We start from the raw sequence: 13,953 nt of genomic DNA on the forward strand, positions 1-13,953 counted from the left end.
AAAGAACACTGTTCCAATGAAAGCCTATAAGCCGTCATCAGGAACAATCTTGATCTATTTAGGCCTAAACAAACAGTGGGATCAAGCTTCCGTTCACCAGTTTTTTTTACCTGACAATTTACAAAGCGGATTAAAACAAATTTTTCAAAACAATCAGCTTCCGCGAGATCCATCCTTTTACATATTTTATCCGTCAGCTATGGATATGGAAGCAGCACCTCCGGGTGAGAGCGTCATGTATATGCTGATTCCCGCTCCGCCACACGGTTCTGTAGCTTGGGAGGATGAAGTGCCCGCGTTAGTCGAGCATGTAATTGATGAGGCTGAGAAGAGGGGCTTTCCCGGCTTGAGAGCTGCGATTCAATGGAAGGAAGTAAGGACGCCGCAGGACGCGGAGTCGGATGGACTCTATCATGGGGGCAGCTTCGGCATCGCGCCAACTTTTGGACAGTCGGCAGTGTTCCGTCCTCAAATCGTGCCATATCCGATAAAAGGTTTGTATGCTGTAGGGGCATCGGTGCATCCTGGCGGTGGAATCCCGATTGTTATGCAAGGTGCCAGATTGCTAGCCAACTATTTGTTAAAGGAGTGACCTCATGGAACCCACTGTCTATTTGGCGCAATGTGAAGCGATGATTCAGAAAGGATCATCATCGTTCTATAAAGCTTTTCGTTATTTGCCTAGCCCAAGGCGCGAAGCCGTTTACGTTATTTATGCTTTCTGCCGCATGATAGACGATGCAGTAGATGAGCCGCAAAGTTCTCCCTATACCATTGATGAGCTTGAACAACATTTTAACCGTTTGGATCAGGCAGCGGATCATTTCATATGGCCTTCTTTACGGTGGCTGTTTGATACTTTTCCGCTCAGCAAAAAACCGTTTTTCAGACAAATGGAGGGACAGCGCCGGGATTTATCTTTCACCCACTATGAGACGATGGAGCAGTTGGAGGACTACTGCTACTTGGTTGCTGGAACTGTTGGGGAGATGCTTCTCCCAGTCTTGCATGATCAGCCAGATATTCAAGTAATAGAAGCGGGAATATGGCTTGGCAAAGCGATGCAAATTGTAAACATTGTTCGCGACGTTGGCGAAGATCAGAGCAGAGGGCGTCGTTACCTGCCGCTTGAGCTGCTCGCTCGTCATCACTATTCCGAAATTGACTTCGAAATGGGCGTTGTCGACGAACGATTTCAACATCTTGTGCAAGAGCTGGATACACTCTCACGCAGTTGGTTCGCACGAGGCTTGCGCGGGCTTGAAACGTATCCTGCCAGCAGCGCTTTTTCAGTTGAGCTGGCCGCAAGCTTCTATGCAGCGATTTTGGATGAAGTAAAGGCTGCCAACTACGAAGTCTATAAGAAGCGAGCTATCGTCAGCTCATTAAATAAATTAAAGCTTTATACGAATATAAAAATGAAATATACTCTCATATCAGAGGTGAATGACAGCAATGCGGTATCGCTATGATCCGCTACCTATTTATTTTTTGGTATTGCATCGGGCTAATCCTCATGCTGACCATTGGCGTTCCAACGTGGCTTTCCTTTTCCAATGGTTTGTTTCTCGTGTTTTTTGCCCTGTATGCCATTCATATTGAAGGCATGATGGGCGAGGAGCGCCGTCGCAGCTGGAGTAGAATAATGCTAGTTGGGGTACTTACGTTTGCTGTAGAATGGCTTGGTGTGACGATGGGATGGCCGTTTGGAGATTACCAATACACATCTTTACTTGGCATCTCGCTTGGCGGAGTACCCATCGCCATATTTTGTGCGTGGATCGGTGTCATTGTCACTGTGATGCGAATGACTGCCTTCTCCAATCGATGGACGCGTGCGCTCCATACCGGCTTATGGACGGTTGTTTTTGACCTCGTACTCGATCCAGTGGCTTTCGCTAGGCAGTTCTGGATTTGGCATGAGCCTGGTGATTTCTACGGGATACCGGCAGCAAACTTCATCAGTTGGTTCGTTATATCAGCAGCTATATCATTTCTGTTCCCTTTAAGAGAAGTATCGGCGAACGTTCGAATCGAGGCTGTAAGACTCACGCAAATGATGCTGCTTATGTTTGGTCTCTTAGGGGCCAAGGAAGGTTTAATGATGCCGTTCATCATCGCATTGGCAGCTATCATTGTAGCGGAAGGAGCGGGAAGGATTGATCGCAGCAGGCTCAAGCAAGTGGTTTAAACGAGTATTCGCGCAATACAATGAAAACTATTTGTTAAGACGGCATTTTCACGCGTTTCAGCTGAGCGGTGAGATCGATCCAGCTCCGCAAGGCCAGCCTGTGCTCTATCTTATGAATCATAGCTCTTGGTGGGATGGAATGGTTGTATATCATGCGATCGCAAACGCTTCAGTGCGTGAACACTATATGATGATGGATGAAGAGCAAATGAAGCGGTATCGATTTTTTCGCAAAATAGGAGCTTTCTCGATTGATAAGAAGTCAAGCCGAGCGATCGTTGCTTCCCTTCGATATAGTGAGAGTCTATTAAATCAAGGATATGGAGTTTGGTTATTTCCACAAGGAGATATCGAGCATCTGGAGCGTAGACCTTTAAGATTTCAAACCGGCGCGGGCTATTTATTGGAGCGCTGTCCGGGAACGATTGTTCAGCCCGTAACCGCATATTATTCGCTAGGACTTCATCAAAAGGCAGAAGTCAGTCTTCAATTCGGTAAACCTATCCACAGAGCATGGCAGCAGCTGGGACGTAAAACCATTACGACAATGCTTGAATCGGCTTTGGAGGATCAATTGAATGAACACCGCCTTGCAGTAATAGCAGCAGCTCATGGGGAGCTAGCCGAGTATCGATCAATGCTGAAGGCGAAACGGTCAACGAACGAGGTTTTTGATGCTTGGATGAACGGGGTGACAAGGTGGAAATCTTTTTTTGGACGGTAGCTGCAGCCCTGATGCTGCAGCTATTATTTGTGTTATGGAATCTCTCGCAGATGCCTTCACTGGGAGGAACCGGCAAAGGACGAATTTGGCTGTCAGGAGGAGCAGAGTCCATTCAACATGATGGTCCACATGCTCACGGAATCAAACATAAACCACGGCTGTCGGTTCTTATTCCAGCGCGTAATGAAGCGGATAACATCGCAGCATGTAWACAATCGGTGCTGCTGGAGCCTTCCATATTTATCGAGGTGCTGGTGCTGGATGATCGTTCCACAGACGGAACAGCAGAAGCTGCGCGGCTTGCTGCAGCAGGCGACAGYCGTGTTCGCGTTTTGCCCGGTAATGTGCTGCCGTTCGGCTGGCTGGGCAAGTCGCACGCATGTCATCAGCTCGCCGAAGCGGCGCGCGGCGAATGGTGGTTATTCCTCGACGCGGATGCGCGGCTTGAGCCGGGTGCGCTCGCGGATGCGCTTGACACCGCGTTAGCGCAAGGTCAAGGGCTTGTGACCGGTTTCCCTAAGCAGGAAACTGGAACATGGCTGGAGAAGCTCATCGTCCCGATGATGAGCTTCTCGATTGCCTGCCATCTGCCGATACGACTCGTTCGGCAATCGCCAGATCCAAAGTTCGTCGCCGCACACGGCGCTTTTCTGATGATTTCAGCAGAAAGCTACTGGTCGACAGGCGGCCATGCTGGCTTCAAAGGCCATCTTGTCGATGATATGCAGCTGGCTGGTGCTGTCAAAAAAACCGGGCTCCCCGTCACTTTAGCCTACGTTTGCCCCCAAATTTCCATGCGCATGTATCAGAACGCTGCAGGGGTTTGGAACGGCTATAAGAAAAATATATTTGCAGGCGTAGGTCGCAACAGCTTATTGCTTGGCATTATGTTGTTTATGTACACCCTGCTTTATATACTGCCTCCGTTAATGATGATCATTAGTTTAGCTGGGTTTCTCTTGCATGCCTATCCGGAAGGTTGGCTTACAACTGTTTTATTGCCAAGCTCGCTCTGCTATCTGCTAGGTGTTTGTCTGAAAAGAATCATTGATAGGAAAAGTGGACAGCCCTGGTACCTATCCTTCTGTTTACCGGCAAGTATATTTCTGCTGTCAGCGATTGCCTTGGCCTCGTGGCGGGCGAGTCTCAATGGGACGGGTTATGAATGGAAAGGGAGGAGGTATTCGTGAAGCGAGTCATTGTCATTGGCGGAGGTTTAGGCGGATTATCTGCAGCTATTCGGCTGGCACATGCGGGTTATCGCGTCACTGTGCTTGAACAACAGGCAGCACTCGGCGGAAAGCTTCAGCGCATTGAGCTTGGCGGTTATCGCTTCGATCGTGGACCAAGCACGATTACGATGCCTCATGTATTTCAGYAGGTATTCGAGAACGTTGGTCGAAGAATGGAGGACTACGTTACCTTTTATCCGCTGATCCCGGGCACGCGGAATTATTTTGCAGACGGAACGACGGTTGATTTATGCTCTGATTTCGTTCTAATGGAAGCGCAAATTGCTGCATATAGTCCAGAGGATGCGAAGCAGTATCGCTCATTTATGAAAGAGGCTGCTGCGTTATATCAACAAGCTGACCAGCTCTTCATGAATCGGCTGCTGCTGTCATGGAAGGATAAAGCAGACGTAAGGCTGCTTGCGGGTTTGCTGCGGATTCGTCCATGGCTAACATTGGAACGGCTGCTTCGCCGTTACTTTAGGCATCCGAATACACTTGCACTCTTCGGACGTTATGCGACCTATGTAGGATCGGCTCCCAGAACGGCTCCGTCTATTTTTGCCATGCTTGCTCATTTGGAGCTGCAGCTGGGTATTTACGGAGTGAGGGGCGGCACCTACCAGATTGTGGAGGCATTCGGCCGCCTTACTCAGGAGCTAGGTGTAACGATTCATACGTCCGAGAGAGTTCAACAGATTACATCGACAAACGGTCGAATCACAGGTGTTGTTACGAGCAAAGCGGACTATAAAGCTGAAATCATCATCGCAAATGGTGATGTGCTGGCTATTTGCAAAAACCTGCTGGAAGAATCAAAACGACCAAGCATGAGCAATGCCAAAATATCATCGTATGAGCCATCGTTATCAGGTTTTGTTTCCCTCATTGGCAGTAAGAAGACCTACAGCCAGCTGCTGCATCATACTGTGTTTTTCCCAGAACACTATGGCAGTGAGTTTGACGACATCTTCCAGCAAGGAAGAGCACCTCAGAACCCTGCAATTTACATTTGCCATTCAGGTTATTCAGAGGATGGGATGGCCCCTGCTGGAGGCAGCAACCTGTTTATCCTGACTAACGCTCCATACACTTCTCCGCAGTTGAAATGGGAGCAAGAAGCCGAATCGTATCAGAAACGCATTTTATCGAAACTTGAAGCATATGGCTTGTCTGGTTTAATCGATGATTCAGAGATTTCAGGAGTCTACACTCCTGACCATATGCAAGAGCAGACATCGGCATACCGCGGAGCTATATATGGCATTTCCTCCAATACAGCGCGCCAAACCTTTGCCAGGCCCTCCAATCAAGCCGATCTAAAGGGTTTATGGTTTGTCGGAGGCACGACGCATCCAGGCGGGGGAACACCGATGGTGACCCTGTCAGGGCAGCTTGTAGCAGAAGCGATACTTTCATCGTAAACACAGATCTCAATAAAAAAACGCGCCCAATTCCAGAAGGAAAAGGCGCGTTTTTTATTGAGATTATTCCCTAGGCGAAGTTTGGCCTTTAGCACCCCATACAAATAGGAACACTACTGCGATGACTATTATGAGAAGAGGGGCGACCATAATTAAAGTAAATTCCAATATCGTACACCTGCTTTCTTTTACGGTATTTATTTGCCTTTGACGTATTTTGTGTTAAATAAAAACAGACGCATCAGCAAGTATAGTGAAGGGATCAGAAGCAGCAAGCCGAGTACAAATGCTACGATTAGCGCAATAGCCATCGAGTCATTGGTGAAATTATCGTGTATGGTCAAATAGGGATACAGAATGTAAGGCAGATGGGCTGAACCGTATCCATAAAACGCGAAAGCAAACTGCAAAATGACGAAAATAAACGATAATCCAAGTCGCTGGCGCTTCCACACCAAGTAAACGGCTAACATAAAAAAGAGAAAGGATAAAGCGAACATCCATGATCTATCCAGCATTTTCTCATAGTGCTCACGATTATGGTCATGGATGGCGAAGAAAACAAGAAGGCTGCTAAGTATTGTCGGCAAGCTCCATACGAGCGMGTATGTTCGAACGATCTTAAATGCAGGCGCATCGCCTGCTTTATGGGCATAGAAGCTTAAGAACATAGCCGATATGTACAGCACGCTTACAAGGGCGAGCAGAACAACGGACCAGGAATAGCTGCTTCTAAACAGTTCGTTAACGAGAAATACTACTTTTCCGTCGTCTGTAACCTTGATGTATCCACCTTCTGAGATCGTTAGTACCGTTGATAAGGCAGCTGGAATAAGCAAGCCGCTAGCCCCGTACATGAGTGTATAGATTTTTCGACTTCGTGAGCCGTAATGATTAAAAGCATAATAAGCCCCTCGAATGGCTAGCAGCACGATGGCAATGCTTCCCGGTATAAGCAAGGCAGTTCCATAATAATAGGCGGTATCCGGAAAAAATCCGATAAACCCGACAAAAAAGAAAACGAGAAAAACATTCGTGACCTCCCATACTGGGGATAAATACCGATCAATGATGGAATGGATCAGATGCCTCGTTCCAGTAATGGAGCTGTAATAGCTGAAAAAACCGGCGCCAAAATCAATAGAAGCTATAATGAGGTAGCCAAACAGAAAAGTCCAGAGCACGGTAATACCAATGACTTCATAACTCATAATGGATCATGAGCCTCCTTCTCGTAGGCAGCTATTTCATCTTCAGCGTGATTATTTCGGAACATTTTTATTAGAACTCTTACAGAAGAAATGCCAAGCACAAGATAAAGCAGAGCAAATAGCAAAAGCATCAAATCGACATGATCGGATGTCGTTGCACCTTCCGCAGTACGCATAATGCCCCTTAAGATCCACGGCTGCCGACCAACCTCTGAGAAAATCCAACCATGCTCAATGGTGAGTATCGCTACTGGAGCGGCAATAACAACGGCGCAAAGAAGCCAGCGGCGGTATGTATTCCCTTTTTTTCGAACCATTTCAATTATAAATAGAAGGGAGACCAGCACCATAAAGGCTACGTAAGCCATCTTAATGTCAAAGAGATAATGAATCCATAGAGGCGGATGCTCATCCTCGGGAAATTCATTTAATCCAGTAACCTCAGCAAAAGGATTGCTGTGAGCGAGAATGCTTAGGCCAAACGGGATTTTTAGTCCGTATTTCACTTCATTGTCTTCGGTAAGGATACCTCCGAGTATAAGCGGCGCTTTGCCCATCGTTTCAAAATGCCACTCCGTTGCCGCCAGCTTCTCTGGCTGATATTTTGCAAGATATTTTCCCGATAAATCTCCGATAAGCGCAGTAGAAATCATAAAGACAAAAGCACAGACCATTGTGAGCTTTAAAGCTTTCTTATAGTAAATATGATCTTTGCCTCTAAGCAGCGACCATGCCGTAATGGCTGCGAGTATGAAAGCGCAGGTTAAGTAAGCTGAAGAGAGAACGTGTGCTACCTTAGTCGGCATAGCTGGGCTAAGCATTGCTGCGATAGGATTAACGTCCGCGATTTCACCATTAACTAAAGTGAATCCAACCGGATAATTCATAAATGCATTCACGATCGTAATGAAGAATGCTGAAGCTGATGAACCAATAACGACGGGAATCAACAGCCAAAAATGCGTCATCCTACTTTTAAAGCGATCCCAAGTGTAGAGGTAAATACCGAGAAAGATGGCTTCAAAAAAGAATGCAAAGGTTTCAAGGAAAAGAGGCAGGGAGATAGATTGTCCAGCAACTCTCATAAAGCTTGGCCATAGCAGACTTAGCTGCAGTCCAATTGCTGTTCCTGTTACGACACCGACTGCAACGGTGATTACATAGCCGCGAGCCCAGCGCCTTGCAAGCAGCAGGTAATGAAAGTCATTCAGCTTAATGCCGATCCATTCGGCTAGTGCTATCATCAGCGGGATGCCGACACCTATCGTGGCATAGATGATGTGGAAGCCAAGGGTGAGAGAGGTTAATATACGACTGAATACAACGGGATCATAGCCGTTAAGCAGCATGGAATTCACTCCTTAGATGATTGATTTTTTTGAACTAACTCATAAATTTACGGATGATCGACAGCAGCATGAGCAGTGTGACAACCGCACATAACATAATTAATTTTTTTTCCTGTTGTTTTGAACGATTATGTTTATTTTCTTTCATGGTTTCACTCGCTTTCAAACTATGTGATGTATTTCACAATAAACAAATGATTACAGCTTCCAATTGGGCTGAAATCAGTATGCCCTTTATGAAGTGAAAATAATATGACTCGATAGAGCTATATGGAGGGTGAAATGTAACGAATCGATGAACACTGCAGGAGTAAGTGGGGGGGAATTAATAAAGGCCGTCCAATCGTCTAGATGACCAGTTGGACAGCCTATTTTCAAGCTTTAGTTTTTTAAAAATTGTTTTCGAAACGCATGAACTCCTAATAAAATCAAAGGAAGAATGAGTCCGTATGTCGAGACATAAGGTATCCATGCTCCTTTGTTGAATTCACTTCCATGAAGGACATTAGGATGTAAAATGAGGGAAAATACGACCATGATCATCCCTAAAGGTAATGTAAGTGAACGGTAGTCTTTTAAATTCAACGTTTGTGCAAGACCGATTACAGCAGCGTAAAAATACAGTGATGTTCTGAAAAAAATCGTGACAAACCATATGCCAGCCATTATGGCTTCAATACGTATAAAATTTCCTGTGTTTATTTTTTTGGCTAGCGCAAAACTTGGATACATATGCCTTCCTGTTGTATCAGGACCGAGAACTAGAATAGCCAAAGCGATAATAATAATTAAAATGAATCCCCCTATAAATGTTCCTATCAAAAAAGCTTTTTGACCTTTTTTAGGTTGATTCACTGAAACAGGGAAAATCATTAAAAAAACAACAGGAGATAGAGAGAAAATACTTGTGAAGATTAAGGTAGAACGAATCATCGGTTTTATTCCAGTATCAAATACGGGTTGAATGTTGTGATAGTCGATTTGCGGCGAAATGAAAATGACTAAAATGATAAATAATAAAATGAACCAAGGGAAAAAAAACTCCGCTGTCCGTGCTAGATTTTCAAGACCAAGACGAACTCCCATGATGACTATGCAAGCAAAAAGAATATGAATAGCTTGCGCTGGTGTGTCGGCCATGATCTGTGTAGTTATAAAATCCGCCATATAATACAAAAGATCTGCCGCTGTAATGAATGCAAAAAAAATAAAAGTAATAGAAACGGCCTTGCCCAACCAGCGTCCGAGAAGTTTATCATTTTTTTCAACTAGGGTCATTTCTGGATAAATATTCCCCACGGCGTTGTACAATAATACGAGTAACATCCCTAATCCCACGCCGAGTATAGCCGCGATCCAAGCGTCTTGTTTGACGATTTCAGCTAATGTTGATGGAATAATTAAGACAGCAGTACCAACGGAATACAATATGACTAACACAGTAAATTGAGCTACATTTATTTTGATGTCTCTTACCATTTTTGGCCTCTTTCTATGTTATCCGCGCTATATTATATAGTCCGTAAAAACCATACCCATTACTTTTCCTAAAGCTTTGCAGCATCTTCTAATTGTTGCCTTATACTCAGTTGAATAAACACTTATCCTAGTTACTCTCCCCATTCAATGAATGTATGAATCAACGAAGTTTGGTTAACAAATGTAAAAGATATTTTCACAAAACTCACCCTATTTCAGAGCAGAGAGGAATATAGACAAATGGGGTTTTTCATTAATCAATCAAAAAACAAAATGGAGCTTCCTGCATCCAAGCACATTGATTCAAACAAAGCTCCCCAAGAAAAAAGGCTGAATTTAAGCCTTGATGATAATATTCAATATGTAAAAAATATGCTAGGTGATAGCAGCGATATTGTGATCAGAGAAATTCAGATTGGAGCGGGAGAGAAGTTTAAAGCCGGGATATTTTATACAGATGGTTTATCGGATCTGCAATCTGTCCAGAAATTCATCATCGAATCGCTTATGCCAAGCATCCCTAATACGGAGCTTGACCCAAACGTATCAAGTCCAGAGAAGATCCTCCAAGTTGTGAAGGATCAAATTCTAACGGTCGGAGCTATCAAGGATGTTTCTGAATTTGGTTCTTTGACAACTGCTTTGTTGTCTGGAGATGTCATTTTATTATTGGATGGTTGCGCCCAAGGGTTCATCATCGGAATGAGAGGCTGGAAAGACCGTGCAGTCACGGAATCTACGACAGAGACTGTCATTCGGGGACCGAAAGAAGGTTTTACAGAATGTATTCGAACCAATACGGCGTTAATCCGCCGCAAAATAAAAGATCCTAATTTATGGCTCACTACAAAGTCAATTGGCAGAGTGACAAAAACCGACGTATCGATCATGTATATCAAAGGAATTGCAAATGACAAGATAGTAGAAGAAGTGCATCGTCGTCTCGATCGGATCGATATTGATGGCATATTGGAGAGCGGCTACATTGAGGAATTAATTCAGGAAAAAACCTATACTCCTTTTCCTACGTTGTATCATTCGGAACGTCCGGATGTCATAGCAGCGGAGCTTTTGGAAGGGAAAGTAGCCATTTTGGTTGATGGAACGCCGATTGTATTGGTCGTCCCAGCATTATTTATCTCGTTCATACAGGCTGCTGAGGATTATTATACGCGCGCGGATATCAGCACGCTGATTCGTATGCTTCGTTTTCTTAGTATTTTTATTTCTCTATTAGGTCCGTCTCTTTATATTGCTATAACTACATTTCATCAGGAAATGCTGCCCACGCAGCTGTTGATCGGTTTGGCTGCTCAACGAGAAGGGGTACCTTTTACTGCATTCATCGAGGCAGTCATGATGGAGGTAACGTTTGAAATTTTACGGGAAGCTGGCTTAAGAATGCCAAAGGCGATTGCACAAGCCGTCTCCATTGTAGGAACGTTAGTCATTGGAACAGCGGCTGTTGAGGCGGGGATTATATCTGCTGCCATGGTAATCGTCGTTGCATTAACGGGGATTGCAAGCTTTGTGCTTCCGGCCTTCGACATGTCCATGACCTTTAGAATGCTTCGTTTTCCTTTAATGATACTTGCTGCTTCTTTTGGGTTGTTCGGGATAATAATAGGGATTTTTGCACTCGTACTTCACTTGTGCAGTTTGCGTTCATTCGGTGTTCCCTATCTGAGTCCGTTTGCACCATTTAATCTTGAGGAGCAAAAGGATACCATTTTCCGATTCCCCCGCTGGGCAATGCTAACGAGGCCTAGATTGATCAATAAAAACAACATCATTCGCGAACAAAGTAGTCATGCTGAACCGACGCGTGATAATGCAGGTGGATAAACGATGAAGCGTAAAAGATGTTTACTCTGTTTAATTGTCATCTCGCTTATATTTGTCACAGGTTGTTGGAAAGGCCGTGAGTTGAATGAGCTGGCAATCGCGGTAGCTTTGGGAATTGACAAGGTCGGAAATCAATATAAGGTTTCTGTTCAGGTCGTCGAGCCTACTGAAGTTGCAGGGAAGAAGGTCGGTGACAAGACACCCGTCACAACGTATCAAATCACGGCAAATACCATTTTCGAAGCGATACGCAAAATGACCACTGTAAGCCCTCGTAAAATTTATCCTTCCCATCTGCGAATTGTGGTTCTTGGTGAATCCTTGGCCAAGGAAGGAATTGGTCAGGCGTTAGATCTCTTATCAAGAGACGAAGAAATTCGTACTGATTTCTTTATCGTTGTATCAAAGCATACGACTGCCGAGAATACGCTGAAAGTATTAACAAAACTGGAAACGATCCCCGCGGTCAGTCTGTTCTCTACCCTTCAGACTTCAGAGAAGCAATGGGCTCCAACAACGACGGTTACATTGGATCAGCTTATTACTACACTCGTGAGCGAAGGAAGAGATCCTGTATTAACAGGTCTTGTCGTTTTGGGGGATGAGCAAATAGGGCAAGAAAAGAGAAATATGGAGAAGGTTCTGACCCCAACTACATTGCAATATTCGGGACTAGCGGTATTTAAGAAGGATAAGTTGATTGGTTGGCTAAATGAAACTGAAAGCAAAGCATACAACTATATTAGCGATGAAATTAAAAGCACAGTGGGTTTTGTTACTTGTCCACAAGGCGGCAAAATTACGTTCGAGGTCATTCGGTCTAAGACGAAGGTCAAAGGCAGCGTAAAGGATGGACAACCTCAGATCGATATCGAAGTACGATTAGAAATTAATATAGGGGAAGTACAATGCTCGATAGATTTGTTGGAGACGAAAAATATTGCTGAAGTAGAGATGCTAGCAAACAGCAAAGTGGAAGGTTTCATTAACGCGGCAGTAAAAAAAGTGCAGAAGAAATACAAAGTTGATATTTTTGGATTTGGGGATGTTATTCATCGATCGAATCCTAAAGAATGGAGGAAGCTCAAAAAAAATTGGGATCACACGTTTGAGACGATGCCAGTAAACGTGAAGGTAAATCATAAGATTCGACATTTAGGTACGGTGTCTAATTCTTTTCTGGAAGAGATGAGGAAAGAGGAGTGAAGATGCATATATGGTACCTATCATATTGATCCTTGTAGCGGTCGCTTTAATTATCGCCATTGATGTTCCTGCGCTATTAAGAGGAAAATCCAAAAAAGAATTGTGGATATTTTCCATTCTTCTGCTGTTTGGAACCTTAATAGGTATTGCTGAAGCTTTACATATTGGACTCCCCAACCCTTTGGATGGGATTATCTACATTTATAATCCTGTTTCACACTTATTGGATACATGGTTAAAATAAAGCTGTCTAAAATAGAGCGTTGTCAGTTAGCCACGTCACAAGGACGTGGCTTTTTTGCTGTTTTAATTATTAAAAATGAAATTTAGTTTAAACCACTAAACCTTCAGTATAAAAAGCTTTACCCTTTTATCGTTAAAATAGGTTCAACTTCTGCAACAATTTGTGCCATGCCGTGTTCTTCATGCGATTCGATGATCGCATTGATATCCTTGTAAGCATACGGAGCCTCTTTCTTTAACTCTTCTTCCCATTTCTTGAGTATATCCTGTCTGGATTTAATATCGTTACGGTTCGGATCAATAGGTGTAACAATATTAAACTTGGAAATAAATTCGCGAAACAAAGCATCATCTATTTTTACTGAATCACCTCTTGAAAGGCTTCGACCAGCACCATGACTAGCGCTGAATAAGCTCTCACGATTGCCAAGTCCTGCAAGGATGTAACTTTTCGCTCCCATGGAACCAGGTATAAAGACCGGCTCACCCGTAAATTGAAAAGGGGTGTTGGCCATTTGTTCAGCTGACTTTGCTGTGCAAGAGCCTTTGCGATGGATAAAACCTTCGCTGCCATCAATCGTTTCTTCCCATACAAAGTTGTGAGGGGCATCGTAGAGCAATTTATACTCAAAATCCTTTAAGCTTTTGGACAAAGACTTTTGAAGCATAAGCCCTAGAAATAAGCGATTAGCAAAAGCGAAGTTTGCTGCGTTATGAAGGAGGTTCCAATAACGATTCCATTGATATTCATATTGTTCGGATTGTGGAAGGACATAGATCCCATTGCTTGGATGTTTAAGCGAGGCGGGGTAAATTTCTTTCAGCATCTCCTTAATGTTCAGACCTGCGTGATGCCCGATAGATACAGAGCCTGTATGAATCATAATGACGATTTGGCCAGCTTTGATATTCCATTCATTAGCCAAAGCATGATTGCGTATATTCACTACTTTCTGAATTTCTACAAAATGATTGCCGCCGCCGATCGATCCAATCTGACTATCATAGGACAAATCATGGCTGCCTAGATAACTGTCCAGTCCATCTAC

The 13,953-nt window shown here is 44.1% G+C and carries 14 protein-coding genes; 9 read left to right on the plus strand and 5 right to left on the minus strand.

Annotated elements, in window-relative coordinates; translation table 11 throughout:
- The 6 genes from AB4Z17_RS25900 to AB4Z17_RS25925 all read left to right on the plus strand — a co-directional run.
- Window positions 1-592 (plus strand): phytoene desaturase family protein (locus AB4Z17_RS25900; protein WP_441962986.1); only part of this gene is annotated, 592 nt, incomplete at its 5' end.
- Between the two features lie 4 nt (window positions 593-596).
- On the plus strand, window positions 597-1,472 hold the full coding sequence (locus AB4Z17_RS25905) for a phytoene/squalene synthase family protein (protein WP_441962988.1): 876 nt from the start codon (window positions 597-599) through the stop codon (window positions 1,470-1,472).
- Complete coding sequence (locus tag AB4Z17_RS25910) at window positions 1,469-2,191, plus strand: carotenoid biosynthesis protein (protein WP_441962990.1); 723 nt, start codon at window positions 1,469-1,471, stop codon at window positions 2,189-2,191. Before AB4Z17_RS25905 ends, AB4Z17_RS25910 begins: the two co-directional genes overlap by 4 nt.
- Window positions 2,160-2,915 (plus strand): lysophospholipid acyltransferase family protein, encoded by a 756-nt coding sequence (locus tag AB4Z17_RS25915; RefSeq protein ID WP_441962992.1) that lies wholly within the window; start codon window positions 2,160-2,162, stop codon window positions 2,913-2,915. The genes AB4Z17_RS25910 and AB4Z17_RS25915 overlap by 32 nt, the downstream gene beginning before the upstream one ends.
- Complete coding sequence (locus tag AB4Z17_RS25920) at window positions 2,870-4,105, plus strand: glycosyltransferase (RefSeq protein WP_441962994.1); 1,236 nt, start codon at window positions 2,870-2,872, stop codon at window positions 4,103-4,105. Before AB4Z17_RS25915 ends, AB4Z17_RS25920 begins: the two co-directional genes overlap by 46 nt.
- Window positions 4,102-5,571, plus strand: a complete 1,470-nt coding sequence (locus tag AB4Z17_RS25925) for a phytoene desaturase family protein (protein ID WP_441962996.1) — start codon at window positions 4,102-4,104, stop codon at window positions 5,569-5,571. The genes AB4Z17_RS25920 and AB4Z17_RS25925 overlap by 4 nt, the downstream gene beginning before the upstream one ends.
- A gap of 63 nt (window positions 5,572-5,634) precedes the next feature.
- On the opposite strand, the gene cydS is transcribed toward AB4Z17_RS25925, so the two are convergent.
- The 4 genes from cydS to AB4Z17_RS25945 all read right to left on the minus strand — a co-directional run bounded on the left by cydS (window position 5,635) and on the right by AB4Z17_RS25945 (window position 9,610).
- The gene (gene cydS, locus AB4Z17_RS25930; protein ID WP_441907401.1) at window positions 5,635-5,739 is read right to left on the minus strand and encodes a cytochrome bd oxidase small subunit CydS; all 105 of its coding nucleotides are present in this window, start codon (window positions 5,737-5,739) and stop codon (window positions 5,635-5,637) included.
- Window positions 5,740-5,768: 29 nt separating this feature from the next.
- Window positions 5,769-6,782 carry a cytochrome d ubiquinol oxidase subunit II gene (locus tag AB4Z17_RS25935; protein ID WP_441962998.1) on the minus strand — a complete coding sequence of 338 codons (1,014 nt, stop codon included), beginning with the start codon at window positions 6,780-6,782 and terminating at the stop codon, window positions 5,769-5,771.
- Window positions 6,779-8,131, minus strand: coding sequence for a cytochrome ubiquinol oxidase subunit I (locus tag AB4Z17_RS25940; protein WP_441962999.1), 1,353 nt, complete (start codon window positions 8,129-8,131; stop codon window positions 6,779-6,781). The genes AB4Z17_RS25935 and AB4Z17_RS25940 overlap by 4 nt, the downstream gene beginning before the upstream one ends.
- Before the next feature lie 381 nt (window positions 8,132-8,512).
- Window positions 8,513-9,610 carry a GerAB/ArcD/ProY family transporter gene (locus tag AB4Z17_RS25945; protein ID WP_441963001.1) on the minus strand — a complete coding sequence of 366 codons (1,098 nt, stop codon included), beginning with the start codon at window positions 9,608-9,610 and terminating at the stop codon, window positions 8,513-8,515.
- A gap of 240 nt (window positions 9,611-9,850) precedes the next feature.
- Between AB4Z17_RS25945 and AB4Z17_RS25950 the strand changes: the two genes are divergently transcribed.
- The 3 genes from AB4Z17_RS25950 to AB4Z17_RS25960 are packed head-to-tail and all read left to right on the plus strand — an operon-like array spanning window position 9,851 to window position 12,905.
- Entirely contained in the window at window positions 9,851-11,455 is a 1,605-nt protein-coding gene (locus tag AB4Z17_RS25950; RefSeq protein ID WP_441907405.1) for a spore germination protein, read from the plus strand.
- Window positions 11,456-11,458: 3 nt separating this feature from the next.
- Window positions 11,459-12,661, plus strand: coding sequence for a Ger(x)C family spore germination protein (locus AB4Z17_RS25955; RefSeq protein ID WP_441907406.1), 1,203 nt, complete (start codon window positions 11,459-11,461; stop codon window positions 12,659-12,661).
- Between the two features lie 10 nt (window positions 12,662-12,671).
- A complete protein-coding gene (locus tag AB4Z17_RS25960) occupies window positions 12,672-12,905 on the plus strand; it encodes a hypothetical protein (protein ID WP_441963003.1) in 234 nt (77 codons plus the stop codon).
- Between the two features lie 118 nt (window positions 12,906-13,023).
- On the opposite strand, the gene AB4Z17_RS25965 is transcribed toward AB4Z17_RS25960, so the two are convergent.
- Window positions 13,024-13,953 (minus strand): RtcB family protein (locus AB4Z17_RS25965; protein WP_441963005.1); only part of this gene is annotated, 930 nt, incomplete at its 5' end.

This window comes from Paenibacillus sp. TAF43_2, assembly GCF_052113545.1.
GTDB lineage: Bacteria > Bacillota > Bacilli > Paenibacillales > Paenibacillaceae > Pristimantibacillus.

Coding starts and splice junctions, on each gene's coding strand:
- AB4Z17_RS25905 (WP_441962988.1), top strand. CDS start 597: ATGGAACCCACTGTCTATTTGGCGCAATGTGAAGCGATGATTCAGAAA.
- AB4Z17_RS25910 (WP_441962990.1), top strand. CDS start 1,469: ATGATCCGCTACCTATTTATTTTTTGGTATTGCATCGGGCTAATCCTC.
- AB4Z17_RS25940 (WP_441962999.1), bottom strand. CDS start 8,131: ATGCTGCTTAACGGCTATGATCCCGTTGTATTCAGTCGTATATTAACC.
- AB4Z17_RS25945 (WP_441963001.1), bottom strand. CDS start 9,610: ATGGTAAGAGACATCAAAATAAATGTAGCTCAATTTACTGTGTTAGTC.
- AB4Z17_RS25950 (WP_441907405.1), top strand. CDS start 9,851: ATGGGGTTTTTCATTAATCAATCAAAAAACAAAATGGAGCTTCCTGCA.
- AB4Z17_RS25955 (WP_441907406.1), top strand. CDS start 11,459: ATGAAGCGTAAAAGATGTTTACTCTGTTTAATTGTCATCTCGCTTATA.
- AB4Z17_RS25960 (WP_441963003.1), top strand. CDS start 12,672: ATGGTACCTATCATATTGATCCTTGTAGCGGTCGCTTTAATTATCGCC.